Genomic DNA, 12,496 nt, shown 5'->3' on the forward strand with positions numbered 1-12,496 from the left:
ATGAACTACGAACTCCATGAGCATTCCAGCGCCAGCAAGATGAAGGTAGACATCCGACTGATCTTGCTGCTTTCGAATCGTAGTTTTAGCTTTAGACCAAGCTGCTTCTAACTCCTCTACGTAGCCGCGAAGAGCGTGCACTGTTTTCTCTTCATCTGGAAGCTGCCTTGCTAACTCACGAAGTTGAGCCCTAGCGTCTTTGGAGCTTTCTTTAACCTTATTATCTATCTCCTTTATACTGGACATAGACTTGGAGGTACTTTTTAGCTCATATTTTTTAACAAGGGCTCCGAGCTCTTTCCATATTACATATTGAAGGCATTGAACAAGTTTTTTTTGCTCTGGTGAGTCACAAAGACCTTGTCTGTTGGTTTGATCTTTCAGAAAAGGGTTATCTCGTGAACTAATTTTCACTCGACCGACAAATTGGCCTCGGTTGAGCTTAAAAGAACGCTGCTTGAGAGCTTTCTGATCCAGCTGAAGCCAGTCGTCATCGGGATCTGCATAAGGATAAACTCGATAGCCATCCCTGTACATTAACAAGCCACCGGCCCACTGAGAGAGCCACTCACCAAACTCGTTGTATTTCTCGGTAGGTAGCTCCCTCCTCTTTCTCTGCCTATTAAACCAGTAACCGACAGCGCTAAACTCGCCTAACGTTTGGATCCCCGCAAATCGTGCTGGGCCATTTTCCGTACCGCCCTTATACAAAGGCTGATCTATATCTGCAAGAAGGCTATATAAATCATCACCTGCAGAATATATCTCCCCAGAATCGATCAACTCGTCCTCAACATTCTGGCCATCCTTTTCTGGAACTCTGAACTTTGCGATGCCTTTAATAACAGGCTCTCTCACTCCATTGTTGTCTCTATAGGAAAAATCAATCTTAAAATACCCGTGCCATCCGGCCAGCCAATCCGGATTCATTTCCTCGATCACATCGACATCTTTTCCATTAAAGCTAATTCTTAAATCGAGTACAGATGCCTCAAGATCAAAAGGGTCTTGAAGCTTAGACAGTTCGGATTTAGAAACTTGGGAAACTCTTTGGAATGACCAATCACTTCGTATGTCACTAATTCGAATTAGAGTGCCATTGGGTTTTACACTGTTCTTCTTCTTGCCTTTTTCAGCCTTTACACTAAACGCACCGAGATCGAGGTCAATATTATCACCAAGTATCTTCCAGTCTACGAACAGATTCGACCAATTAGTGTCTTTTTTTGTGCCAGTAATTAGCTCTAACTTCTCTCCGAGTCGCATCGCGGAAAGTCTACCGATTCCTTTTTCACCTAATATAGGACGCTTTCCCTCGGAATCTTCGCCCACTAGCCGCTCGCTTGCTCTATGCGGCGTACCTATGGTCAAGAAATTTTTATCTAAGTCAGCGTGTGTCATCCCGCTTCCCCAGTCCTCCACCTCAATATAAGAGTGCTGGCAATAAAAATCCCTAAGAGCGACTAAAGAATCAGTACGATTAAGCCCTGACAGCTTCTGCACCAACGACTCTCGAATAGCAAGAGGTGTACTTGGTTCAAAAAAACGGGTTAGATTACTTATAAGCAGCGTATCGGGAATAAAATCTTCCTGTCCATTTTTGATACTAGATACAAGAGCCTGATATCCAGAAGCGGTTAATGCGACGTTTATACGCACTTCAATTTTTGGAGTCCCGGCATCTATGGAGTTTTTAATCAGCTCGTAAAGTGCTACTCCATCAGAACTGATAAGCTCTGCTCCTAGCTCCAGCAAGACTCTAGCCTTCACTTTGAATGACATATTACATTCCTTCGTCTAAAGCGAGCATACCAAGCATCCCTGATCATCATCGTCATCTGGAGCCTCAGTTGAGTCAAGCTCGGAAAAAACCGCAATCAGTGTTGAATTATCCTTCCGCTGAGCCATTCTTTCCACGCGAAGCGCATGATCACGCTTAATCTGAGCCATACGCTCCGGTTGTTCAAGCTCCGCAAGGCTTTCACCTTGGCTCCAAGTAAAGAAGTTACCTGTTTTTTCAAAGGGCACTTCATACTCTTTAGCTTTCTCGTACAAATCGGGATGTGTTTCTTTTAACTTCACCCACTCGATTTTTTGCTGATAGAAGCAAAAGTAGCATCCAGAGCGGGTTCTTCCCCATTTCGTGTAAGGGGGCATCCCAACCCCAGAAACTCGTAGAATCTCTTCAATATCGCGCAGGATTAGCCCGTCCTCCTGGAACGGGTACACAGCTTCGATATTTGTCTTATGGCTGATGTACCCCGTGCGGTTTTCATCAGCACGGAGCCCAACGTAGTTGATTATTGGTTGGTCGCCGCAGAAATCCTCAAAAGGCTTAAGCTTGAGCATCTTCGTGCACCAACGACGATGATTGGAGGGAATCATCCCTCCATACATGTCATACCAGTGATCGAAGCCTAGGTCAGCGTTCAAACGATGCAACGGCTTCCCGAGGTAATTTTCCAGACGCTGCAGATAGTCATACGTCTCTGGTAACTCTTTGCCGGTATCGCTGAAGATGTATTCCATTTCTGGCACACGATCTCGCATGTAAATCGCCAGCGCTGCGCTGTCCTTGCCCCCTGAGAGGCTAAGGATATGTCTAACCTGCGGTTCGTTGCTCATCGCTTAGCTCATTCTCATCGTGTTCAGTGGAGCCCTGCTGCAATTGCAGCAACGCTTGAGCAAGGGCTGAAGCGGCCAAATTCAAATTGCCGCCCACTTGCTTAGTGAGAGTCTCTAGCAGGCCATTAGCCATGATCTTGGTCTCATGATCAGAGGTCAATAGCATCGCTGCTTCTTCGCCGCTGGGGAGAGTCAAAGTCACCCCGACGAAGCGTTGCGCTTGACGCTCAAACTCGCCTTTACGCATAGCTACCCTAAGCCAGCGCTTGTAGCGCCCGCATAGCTCAAGAACGGACTCCGCAAATATCGGAGCGTCACTGTCTTTCCAGATATCTAAGGGTCTATGAACGACAACACTCGCAATGGAATCCATCCACTTGTCGTCAGTCAAGGTGATGTCCGAACAGCGCATGATGAAGGCTTTAAGATCTACCTCGGCAAGAGACTGCGCAGTATCAGCGCACTCTTCCTGGAGCTGCGATCGAAGGGCCTTCAGAGGGCCTGTGATCTCAAAAGCCTGCGCCATGGAAAAGCTAACCTCATCCTGCAACCGTCGGTATGCCATACCAAGCTCAGTGAGGCTTTTCGCCAGCAGATCGGGGAAGCTACTAGCGTCCTTCCCCTTCCCAGCCTTCACCACGCGCGGCATATCAACGGCGAGCAACGAAACTGGGTCGGTTGCTCTTTTAATTACGTCGCGAAGGGCTTTGGTTTGGTTTGTAAGTCGCAGTGTCTCTTGCGAATATTGCGGAAGACGCCCGTACCAGCGGATCAGCTCCCGCGCAGCATCCAGGTAAGATGCGTTCAACCCCAACTGCACACCTACCGCTCCAAATGCCTTTGCATAATCTTTGATCAGGTCTTTGCGCTCTGCTGCAATGTCGAAGCGGCGGAAGCTAAAGGTGTGAGGGCTTCTGAACATCCGTTGCTGATGATCGGAGGTCAACTCTAGGATCAGACTTCCTCGTTCGAAAATCGCGCACGATTCCTTGTTAACAAGAAGGTAAACCATGAACCACACGCTGGCCGGCCCACTTCGGACCCCTAGCGGCGGAAGTGCCAGACTGGAAATGACCTCAGCAAAAGTGACCTGCCCGTCAATCATCAGTTGCTTATCAAGCTCCGCCCAAACTTTACGTATGCCGGCAGGAGAATTACCGTCCGGTGCCGTTAACAACCAACGGCCGCCAGCCCCTTTCTGATGCAGTCCAGTGGATTGAAGCAGAGAGCTGTAGAGCAATCGTTCGGGTGGGAAGTCGACGATACCTAGCAGCTCTGAATCAACCTTTTTATCCAGCAGGTCAAATAGACGCTGCCGAGCTGCATTGATTGCAGATGAAGGCTTCTCTTTGTTGATCAATTCGTTATTGATCGTCGGAGCCGCCTCGTAAACCTTATCGAACAGCCAAGAGGCGGCTTGACTAAGGTTCATTGCTCCGCTATCGGCGATCACCTTGCCTTTATGCCAATACTGCATACCGGAGGACCCTTTTGCTTGCCGGTTCAGCAATGCCAAGACCAGTCGGCTAACACGCTCACGTGCCGTACTGAACCTCGACTCGACATAACGCTCAGTCCAGGGATCTAAATGACTAAGCTTGACCTGGTCATGAACCATCAACCAGCGGGAGTATTCAATGAGAGCATTTCGCTCATCCGGACCGACTTTGACAATTGCGGTAAGCGATAAAACGTCGTCAGTAGAGCGAGCTACCTCTTCAGCAGCACCGACTAAAGCAGACGATTCGGCGTCTGCGAATATCAGCCCCACACTGCCATCATGGCGACCATGAACACCGATCGACTGCGCAATTCTATCCGACGTGCCTGCAGTCACTCTTACCGAGCGGATTGTTCCTGTCTGCTGATAGTGACGACTTGCAATAACGCTTCTTTCAGATAGGGCTTGTGAAACGCCATTGAACATCAGTTCATCAGCAGAGCGCTGCATCGTTTCCTCGTATAAAGCCTCGACGTTGATAGCGTGACTGACGGCAAAACCATAATCATGACTCGCAGGACGATGTACTAGGATTCTTTTGGCAGTTAGCTCACTCAAAGCTTCGGAGATAGCTCCAAGGTCTTCCCCCATAGCAAATCTAAGGAGCTCAACGGTCAACACCACATGGAGGACTTGAGCGACCAGCTCGATGACGGCAATCGACTTGAGTAATTCAAGCTGTAACGCCGTCATCTCCGCGTCATTACGCTCTACGACAGAGCGAGCGAAATCCCAGCGTCGCTCAGCTTCAAGATCACGGAAGCGAAGCCCTACCCCTGTCGTGAGGTAGTCAAAAAGCTCGCTCATTCCATACCAAGAAGAATGATCGACAATATTACGCTCCGCGAAGTCTCTCAGTGCTCCGGACTCATATCCACGCATGAATGCGTGAAATGAACGCTCGCTCTGACCAAATCGCTTAGATATGACCGCTAAGCAAGCCAGAGCTGCTGGGTGCAATGGGTACAGGCGCTCTGCCTGAGAGAACAGCTCACTCTCACCAGTTCCGCGGAAAAAGTTGAAATCAATTGCTTGCTTGTAGATGCTCCGGGCATCTTTTTTCAGGGTAACCGACTCAGTAATGGTTTCATCCGCGCCTAGGGCATGAAGAGCGAAATGCGCATACCGCTCGACCGGCTCATCAAAAGGCACTTCATCGAAGCGTGCTGAGACCTTATGCCACTCATCGGAAAGTGTCCGACCTACACCTGTGGCATAAGCATCAAAGTGCTGGTGCAGCATTGATATGACTAGTAGACCATCGTCCTTAGGATGAGATGCGACCTCAGCGATTTGCTGCAAAGACATCAAATCGCCGGCTTCCGGATTTAGAGCTGCGTACTCGATGAATTTGCCAAGCTCGTCAATCAGCAATAGGACACCGGAACATCCAGCACCTTTGGTGATTAGAACAAAGTCATTCAGCAATCTACTCGTCGCTGCGTTAAGGGGTACGTCACGATAGGTCTGAGCTTTCGTATCCAACTGGCGCTTAAGCTCAGTAGCCAGCTTGCTTTTTGGCAGGTGCTCAAGTGCGTCAAGAATAGACTGTGCTAACGCGTCACCCAACGATACGCGCGAACCGCTTATTGCCAGTGCAAAGCGATTTTGCCCTTGTGGGAAAAGCTCAGCGACTTCTGTAGAGGCCTCAATGAGCTGTTTGTAAATTGCATGAGAGCTCTTTTGCCCTTCTAACAAACGGGCTAGCAGCAACCCTAACGCCGACTTACCACTGCCATAGGGCCCAATGAGTTTCCAGGCGCGTTGTGCGCTTCCCGACTTCAACGCACCGCCAATCTGGCGAAGCACTGCCAAGACAGCAGGAGTGATCAGATAACTATCGAGCGAATCTTGTGACCGCAAATCTCTAGTCAGCGAAATGGAGCGCAGGAATTTGGAGTCCAGCTCAAGATGATCTATCAGTCGATCAGACATTCGATTCTTCTCCCACACCCAGCAAGCAATCAGCCCAAGCGGGCGCGAAAGTAGTATCCAGAATGATTTGCTGGGTATCAGCGGTATCAATAAATCGCACAACACCACCAAACTCTTTTTCTACACCTTCTAACAAGCTACTCACTTGAAAGTTATCCAACCTGAAAACGCTACCGGGACTGAATTCACCATGAACAATCTTGGTGAGACTGAGAGAGTTGGTATTTTGACGCTCGAAGTAATCAATCAAGGAAAAAAGGAAAACTCTTGGAGACAGACCTAAGGGCGCATTTCTACCTACCAGGTAAACAGTTCTGCCGTCGTCGGCAGTGACCTCTTCAAAAAGTCCCAAATCTTGCAGTGGGCACCACGAGGTATCATCACCTGCAGACTCTTCCCGCTTGTACGAATGCAGGAAAATGCTTGAATGCTGCTCAAGGGTGGAGACCGCCAGCTTTTTGTTGCTAGCGGATGCCTGATCCACGAGACCCGCGATGAGAGTCTTTCGATCAAAACGGGAATACATTGCGCTCCCGAAGACCAAGTTCCAAACTGCAATCTCCGCGTGAGATGAAATCCACCAGTGAAGCAGCCAAAGCGACTCAGGCTGTTCGAGGAAAGGGTCCCAACCATCTTTCGAAAGCAGCAAGCTTCCAATCGGGCCGGATTGCAGGCCAGAAGAATCGCGACCATCGACTATCCCGAAAGCCTCACCCCAGAATTGAATCGACTTGACCATGTTGCGGCCAATGCCCAACGTAATCGTCGCCTGAGCTTCATCTTTCAGCGCAAGGGGATTGTTGATAATTGCTTGATGTAGCTTTGGCAGCCATCCGTAACGGCAAACGAAGGACTCATGTCCCGAGAAGCGCTCATCTCGTCGTTGAATACTCGACATCAACCTTTCCTCCCTGGTGCCATTTTCTCCGAAGCAGCTTGGTCGTTGCTCTGAGCTGCAGGCTCGATAATGATGCGTTTCGTGGCGGCATCAAAGTAGATATCTACTTGGTCGCCTTCGTGTAGGCCGGCATTCCTCAGCAATTGCTCGCTAAGCGAAACGCGCCCTAGCTTCTGGATCCTGCGGGTGTCAAACAAAACCTTCATCCTACTTACCCCAAGCCTCGTGGCAGGCTTTATCAATACTCGTATGATACTTTATTGAGAGACCTAACACAGGGGGAGCGCCTCCTAAAGGTGCTCATTTCCCCTGTCTTTTGTCCGTTAGGCCAGTCTCGTCCTCAGGCTTGGCACCATTGCCACTGATAGCTGACTTGACAGCAGGTCACGCGGTCGACTCCTGTCTACCTAGACGGCTGGCGAGCATAATTTTCTCGCCCACAGCGACCTAGTTCCAGAAGGACCCGTCGTCAGCAGAGCACTCGATTACAGTCTGAAACGCTAGCAGCGCTGTCGCGCCACCTTTATGACAGGGCCATTTGAAGCCGGACAGGAGCAGCAGAGATGATGAGGTTCACCCAGGTATGCCTACCTCAAAGATTTACTGACGCGCTTGCCGACGCAACGAGAGAGTGAGATGGAGGGGCATCTGCCGCACATATGACGTCCGCTCTAGTCACACAAGATGGATTGGTTGGACGATTACAGAGAGGCTGACATTTCTTTGCGACAGACCGATCGCGTATAATTTGCAAGAGGATGAGGAGGGTACAGTTCCCCATCACCTGCAAGCTAACCTCAAACATAAACAGGAAAATTTATGGGCCTACAAATTTCAGCGTCCGGTGATGTCTCCTACAAGGTAGAGGATGATGAATACCGCCTAGATTCAAGCGATCTGACAGAAGGCGAGTGGGTCCTCAACGCACCCGCTCAGTACAAAGAAGACGACGAGGAGTGGAATGTGACCTTGTCCGCTCACACCGATCACGGCACCTTCACTTGGCTTTTGAACGTCACCATTGGCGTGAATGGATCAGATGTTCAAGACGCATGGCGTACGGATCCAGAAGGCGTTTCCGAGGTCGAAGACTGTATGTCGTTCGAACTGCAGCACATCCCTGATGCAGCCACATGGTAGTTAATTTCCAGCGCATACCAAGGCCCGCACCCAGCGGGCTTTTCTTTGTCTGGACGATTGGCATAACTAAGCTAACGATCCGAGGGGTCACTGTATCGCCTGACAACGCGGCTTGTGAAGGCATCTTCGGCCGGCTGAAAACGGAACTGTTCATCCTGGCAATTGGCAGTCAAAGAGCATAGAGCCGTTCATTCAGGCCTTGGATTCATGCATTCGCTGGTACAACGAGAAACGTATCAAAATTCCCCGCGGCGCTCTCAGGCCCCATTGAGTATCGTCAGATACTGGGCCACGCGGCATAACCAGTCCAGGTTTTTGTCCGCATCCCCACCGGGTCAGTTTTCGGTCAGCGGCAACACCGCTGGGTCAAAATCGTATCAGCACCAACACCAAGCATTGCTTAAGAGTGTGTTGTAACAAACGCAATGATGGATTTCGTCGAAGACAGCGAACACACGGTAATCGTCCAATAGCTTCCAAAAAGCCTCATCACGGTTTTCCATCCCTGATAGGTGCCTCCAGCGCCGACCGTACCAATCAGCCCAACGAGCCGTCTCGACAACATCTCCAAAAAAGTGCGCAGTAAGCCTCCATGCGTTGCGGGGCCCGATCTTCGAGACGTTGCGGCAGCGGCCAGGGAGCATGCGGATTCCACGCACACTTGGACAGTAAGCATCGCAAGCAAGAGGCTTATCAGAAGATTCCGTGCTCGAGGCGGAAAAGAGTGTCCATGACCAGAGTGAGTTCGTGAACGTTGTTCATCAGCGTGCAGGGCAGCTGCTTATCCAAGCTACGGATGCGACCCTCAAACCAGTCACGGGCTCTTGATGGTGACCCCAACACCACAGTGGCGCGGGAGAGAACCAGCGCTCGAGCTGATGTGAAGCAGCGGTGTTCAATGCTCAAGCAGCCCGTGCCTGCGGGTGCAACCAGCCCCAATATTCGAAAGCTGGCGGCCACCATACTTTCCTCTGTGCGAGGGCTGGGTTGCAGCGCGGTATAGCCAGCCACAACCGGTGGAGCACTCGGGTGAGAAGCATCGTGGATTGTAGGGTCGTAGAAGAAAGGATCAAGAAGAGGCCAGGTCGAAAGTGCGGGATGCAGTGCTCTCGGACTGCCAGAGAGCTTTGAAACTTCATCCTGCCTGATCGCTTCGCATCGCCCAGCCAGTCTTACAGCTTCTGCCGTGGGGTAGTGACGCAGCAACTGCCTGGCTTGCTCGCGGACGTAGTCGGGCAAGGTTTTATCTCGGGAAATCCTCGCCAAAAATCCGCCCGTTTCAATTACGCTGCGTGTCCGCTCATAGGCAGTGGTCATAGTGCTTACTCCCCACTCGGTAGGAGGGCGCACAGTCTCTTGAAGACTTCGGTCGCCTTCCCAATCAGCATGAGTTCATTCTGCGCGCCGGTGCTGACATCCTCCGTGTTGACGTGAATCACCGTCGCACCATACGACAGGGCAGTCCTGGGGATGTCAGCTGCGGGCGTAACGATTCCAGATGTACCCACGGAGATCAGAACGTCGCAGCTCTTCACCGAGGCGATTGCCGACTTCCAAACGTCTGAAGGCAAGTCCTCGCCGTACCAAACTACGCCAGGGCGTAACTTCCCGTTGCACCTGACACACCGTGGCGGTTCGAGCTCGCCACCGATAAGAGAAGTCACCTGCGATGGAGGTACTGCTGCCGTTCGATGGCATGCAAAGCACTTTGGCGCAGAAAGGCTCCCGTGTAGATGCAGTACATCCACGGATCCCGCTCGCTCATGCAAGTCATCGACGTTTTGAGTGATCACGGAGACGTTATACCCCGATTTGGCCAATCGGCTCACCGCGAGATGTGCAGCATTGGGGGTGGCATTAGAGACCTGTTGGCGCCGCCATAGGTACCACCCCCATACCAACGGAGGATTTTCACGAAAGGCCTTGGCTGTTTCCATATTGCGCGGATCGTATGAAGCCCAAATACCGGTCAATGGATCGCCGTACGTGGGGATGCCACTTTCAGCAGAGATTCCCGCACCCGTGAAGACGACGATCTCTAGGGCGTCCGACAAGGCCTTCGCAGCGTTTCTAAATTCAGGCACAGAATATCCTCAGTACTGACCCGGCAAAGACGGACGAATCTGGCAAGCATCATTGACTATTCGACCTAAAAACTGGTGCTGGCTTAAGGTAAAGGGGAGCGTACATCTGGTGAGCTGCGGACTTATGGGCTGGCTCCGACATTCTGGGCTGGTGATTTTCTAGCCGCTTTTTCGAGAACCATACCCGTGATGTTTTCTTCCTGCGAAGGTCTAGATCCCCCATTTTGTAAACGCCTTGCGAGGTGCGATACACCACAGCACTGTCCTCAGTTGCGATGCCTTGGAAACAAGTGATTCGATCTAGATCCTCGAGGCTCCATTTGCCAGAGCGGCTGATCGCTGGTGGACAAAGCATTTGGACATGGCTGATCTCCACATTCGAGGCGGCAGTCATGTAATGCTGAAGCTCATACGCGCAACTGACCATTGCAGCGCGATCACACATCCCGGTCTGAGTGGAGGAGATAGTCAAGAGAAAAACCATGCCCTCCAACTCACAGTGTGTCCTGGTGGAGACAGTCCGTTCTGCAGGGTCAAGTACGTATATCAATTGCTAAGCCACTCCCAATTCAGTCGGCGCCGCATGTATCCACTTTGTGGAAAAACAATGGGTAGCGCAGCACATCGGTGATACGAAGACTCATGTCATCCAGACGCTTGGCGTAAGCATCCCGCAATTCACGAGTCGTGAATCGTGTACGCCTTTCCTCCTGAAGCAGCTCATACAGACGCCTGTCAAAGATGGAACGAGGCTGATTTCATTGAGGTACCAAAGGAGTGGATTTCAAAAAATACGGATTATAGTCCGTGGCTCGTGTGTCCGCAAACGCAGGATAGTCCCGCCTCAAGTGGAATTGAGACGGTCATGGACAAGTTGGCGAAAGCGTTAGGGAGACGCATCCGAACGCAGAGGAAAACCTGCCAGATTTCTCAGGATGCACTGGCGCTGGCCTGCAATATCGACCGCAGCTATATGGGCCGGATCGAGCGTGGCGAAGTAAATATTACAGTCGAGAAGCTTTATCGCATCGCAGGTGTGCTTGCATGCGACCCATCCGGCCTACTGCCTCAGGTTTCAGAGCTGCATCCCGCCTGATCGACCATGGCGCTTAAACAGGTTTGAAGTTACTAGTGTAGTGGTCAACTGATCCCGGACACTGAATTGAGTTTTTCCTCAGCGACCGCAGGCGCTAGCCCTTCGTTGAACTTATACGGTCGCCGCCAGTTGTATCGCTCCATCAGGAACCGGCCGATATCCTGTTGCGCTAGCGCAGCGCTCATGTAGCCCACTGTCGGTATCCATTCACTTTTTAGGCTGCGAAATAGTCGTTCCATCGGCGCATTATCATGGCACTTGCCGCGACGACTCATGCTCTGTGTGAAGCGGTATCGCCACAGTCTCTGACGGAAACCCCGGCTGCCATATTGGCTGCCCTAGTGGCTGTAAAACAATACGTTTTGCGGCCTGCCACGCTGCTCGTACGCCATGTCCAATGCCTTGATTACCAAGTCGGCGTCGGGCGTGGATGAGAACGCCCAACCTACAACACGACGGGCACAAAGGTCGATGACAGCCGCCAGATAGTGCCATCGGCCTTCAGCCCAGACGTACGTAATGTCACCGCACCAGACCTTGTTCGGGGATGTAATATTGAACTCTCGATCAAGCACGTTCGGGATATCAGGCCGCTCCACGGTAGCCTTTTTGTAGGCATGGGAGCCCGGCTGTTTGCTGATCAAGTTCATCTCGCGCATCAACCTACGTACCTTGAATCGCCCGATCTGCATGCCGTCCTCTTTCATCATCAGCATGATGCTCCGGCTGCCCGCATCGCTTCGGCTTTGCGTAAGCAGCTCGATCACGCGGCTGCGCAAAACCACCCGTTCGGCATTCGGATACCGACGTTTCCGGCAGCGGGGGTTGCCAGCTGGGTTGCTGATAGGTTGATGCTTGCCATGGCCTAGATGGTAGGTCAGTCGCGCATCCAGTGCGCGCTCGGCCAGTATCTTGGTCAATTTTGATCAGTTGGTTGAGGATGCCGTCAGCATCGACCAGGTTTTCAGACTCCTGATAGTTAGCCAAGAGCTGACTCAGCATCTCCTCAGTGATGAAGTGTTACGCCTTGCTCATGGTGTCTGCAGTTCGTAGCGACAGTGTCGCTCATCAGCCGGTGACACAAAAAATCGGACGTCTCATGCCTTGACAAGAAGCGATCATAGGAACACTTACAAAAAAGTTAAGTTTTGGAGTCTAGATTTGACCCAAAATCAGCAAAAGCTAACCAATATCTCCTCCCTGACACAGGTTTGAGA

Annotated in this window: 9 protein-coding genes and 5 pseudogenes; 4 read left to right on the forward strand and 10 right to left on the reverse strand. The window is 51.2% G+C overall.

Annotation, left to right across the window (positions count from 1 at the left end; translation table 11 throughout):
• The 4 genes from F8N44_RS12925 to F8N44_RS12940 form a co-directional block, all read right to left on the reverse strand.
• Positions 1 to 1,782: ATP-binding protein (locus F8N44_RS12925; protein WP_150650690.1), on the reverse strand; the 1,782-nt coding region annotated here is incomplete at its 3' end.
• 15 nt (positions 1,783 to 1,797) lie between these two features.
• Complete coding sequence (locus F8N44_RS12930; RefSeq protein WP_054997661.1) at positions 1,798 to 2,625, reverse strand: phosphoadenosine phosphosulfate reductase family protein; 828 nt, start codon at positions 2,623 to 2,625, stop codon at positions 1,798 to 1,800.
• Complete coding sequence (locus tag F8N44_RS12935; RefSeq protein WP_150650567.1) at positions 2,603 to 6,061, reverse strand: hypothetical protein; 3,459 nt, start codon at positions 6,059 to 6,061, stop codon at positions 2,603 to 2,605. Before F8N44_RS12935 ends, F8N44_RS12930 begins: the two co-directional genes overlap by 23 nt.
• Positions 6,054 to 6,959: a DUF4007 family protein gene (locus tag F8N44_RS12940; protein WP_147490901.1), complete on the reverse strand. Its 906-nt coding sequence runs from the start codon at positions 6,957 to 6,959 to the stop codon at positions 6,054 to 6,056. Before F8N44_RS12940 ends, F8N44_RS12935 begins: the two co-directional genes overlap by 8 nt.
• Before the next feature lie 432 nt (positions 6,960 to 7,391).
• On the opposite strand from F8N44_RS12940, the pseudogene F8N44_RS32190 reads away from it, so the two are divergent.
• The 3 genes and pseudogenes from F8N44_RS32190 to F8N44_RS12955 all read left to right on the forward strand — a co-directional run.
• Positions 7,392 to 7,622: pseudogene (locus F8N44_RS32190) on the forward strand (IS66 family transposase); the annotation flags it as partial.
• Positions 7,623 to 7,778: 156 nt separating this feature from the next.
• Positions 7,779 to 8,099 carry a hypothetical protein gene (locus F8N44_RS12950; protein ID WP_150650569.1) on the forward strand — a complete coding sequence of 107 codons (321 nt, stop codon included), beginning with the start codon at positions 7,779 to 7,781 and terminating at the stop codon, positions 8,097 to 8,099.
• A 95-nt stretch (positions 8,100 to 8,194) separates the two neighbouring features.
• Positions 8,195 to 8,401 (forward strand): annotated as a pseudogene (locus tag F8N44_RS12955) (IS3 family transposase); the annotation flags it as partial.
• Positions 8,402 to 8,488: 87 nt separating this feature from the next.
• On the opposite strand, the pseudogene F8N44_RS31710 reads toward F8N44_RS12955, so the two are convergent.
• The 4 genes and pseudogenes from F8N44_RS31710 to F8N44_RS32085 all read right to left on the reverse strand — a co-directional run.
• Positions 8,489 to 8,688: pseudogene (locus tag F8N44_RS31710) on the reverse strand (diguanylate cyclase); the annotation flags it as partial.
• Positions 8,689 to 8,792: 104 nt separating this feature from the next.
• A complete protein-coding gene (locus F8N44_RS12965; protein WP_054997664.1) occupies positions 8,793 to 9,416 on the reverse strand; it encodes a BPSL0761 family protein in 624 nt (207 codons plus the stop codon).
• 5 nt (positions 9,417 to 9,421) lie between these two features.
• Positions 9,422 to 10,183 carry an SIR2 family NAD-dependent protein deacylase gene (locus F8N44_RS12970; protein ID WP_054997665.1) on the reverse strand — a complete coding sequence of 254 codons (762 nt, stop codon included), beginning with the start codon at positions 10,181 to 10,183 and terminating at the stop codon, positions 9,422 to 9,424.
• Between the two features lie 49 nt (positions 10,184 to 10,232).
• On the reverse strand, positions 10,233 to 10,667 hold the full coding sequence (locus F8N44_RS32085; protein ID WP_054997677.1) for a hypothetical protein: 435 nt from the start codon (positions 10,665 to 10,667) through the stop codon (positions 10,233 to 10,235).
• Between the two features lie 381 nt (positions 10,668 to 11,048).
• Here F8N44_RS32085 and F8N44_RS12985 point away from each other — a divergent pair, with 381 nt between their 5' ends.
• Positions 11,049 to 11,279, forward strand: coding sequence for a helix-turn-helix domain-containing protein (locus F8N44_RS12985; protein ID WP_054997666.1), 231 nt, complete (start codon positions 11,049 to 11,051; stop codon positions 11,277 to 11,279).
• Positions 11,280 to 11,323: 44 nt separating this feature from the next.
• Here the strand turns inward: F8N44_RS12985 and F8N44_RS12990 are convergent.
• A pseudogene (locus tag F8N44_RS12990) lies at positions 11,324 to 12,091 on the reverse strand (IS3 family transposase); the annotation flags it as partial.
• A gap of 6 nt (positions 12,092 to 12,097) precedes the next feature.
• Positions 12,098 to 12,281, reverse strand: a pseudogene (locus F8N44_RS32195) (IS256-like element ISPa46 family transposase); the annotation flags it as partial.
• Positions 12,282 to 12,496 lie beyond the last annotated feature (215 nt).

This window comes from Pseudomonas fluorescens (genome assembly GCF_902497745.1).
Classification (GTDB): domain Bacteria; phylum Pseudomonadota; class Gammaproteobacteria; order Pseudomonadales; family Pseudomonadaceae; genus Aquipseudomonas; species Aquipseudomonas fluorescens_BM.

What these genes read in the sequence shown, in the direction of transcription:
- F8N44_RS12930 (WP_054997661.1), bottom strand. Translation starts at nt 2,625, where the DNA reads ATGAGCAACGAACCGCAGGTTAGACATATCCTTAGCCTCTCAGGGGGC.
- F8N44_RS12935 (WP_150650567.1), bottom strand. Translation starts at nt 6,061, where the DNA reads ATGTCTGATCGACTGATAGATCATCTTGAGCTGGACTCCAAATTCCTG.
- F8N44_RS12940 (WP_147490901.1), bottom strand. Translation starts at nt 6,959, where the DNA reads ATGTCGAGTATTCAACGACGAGATGAGCGCTTCTCGGGACATGAGTCC.
- F8N44_RS12950 (WP_150650569.1), top strand. Translation starts at nt 7,779, where the DNA reads ATGGGCCTACAAATTTCAGCGTCCGGTGATGTCTCCTACAAGGTAGAG.
- F8N44_RS12965 (WP_054997664.1), bottom strand. Translation starts at nt 9,416, where the DNA reads ATGACCACTGCCTATGAGCGGACACGCAGCGTAATTGAAACGGGCGGA.
- F8N44_RS32085 (WP_054997677.1), bottom strand. Translation starts at nt 10,667, where the DNA reads ATGGTTTTTCTCTTGACTATCTCCTCCACTCAGACCGGGATGTGTGAT.
- F8N44_RS12985 (WP_054997666.1), top strand. Translation starts at nt 11,049, where the DNA reads ATGGACAAGTTGGCGAAAGCGTTAGGGAGACGCATCCGAACGCAGAGG.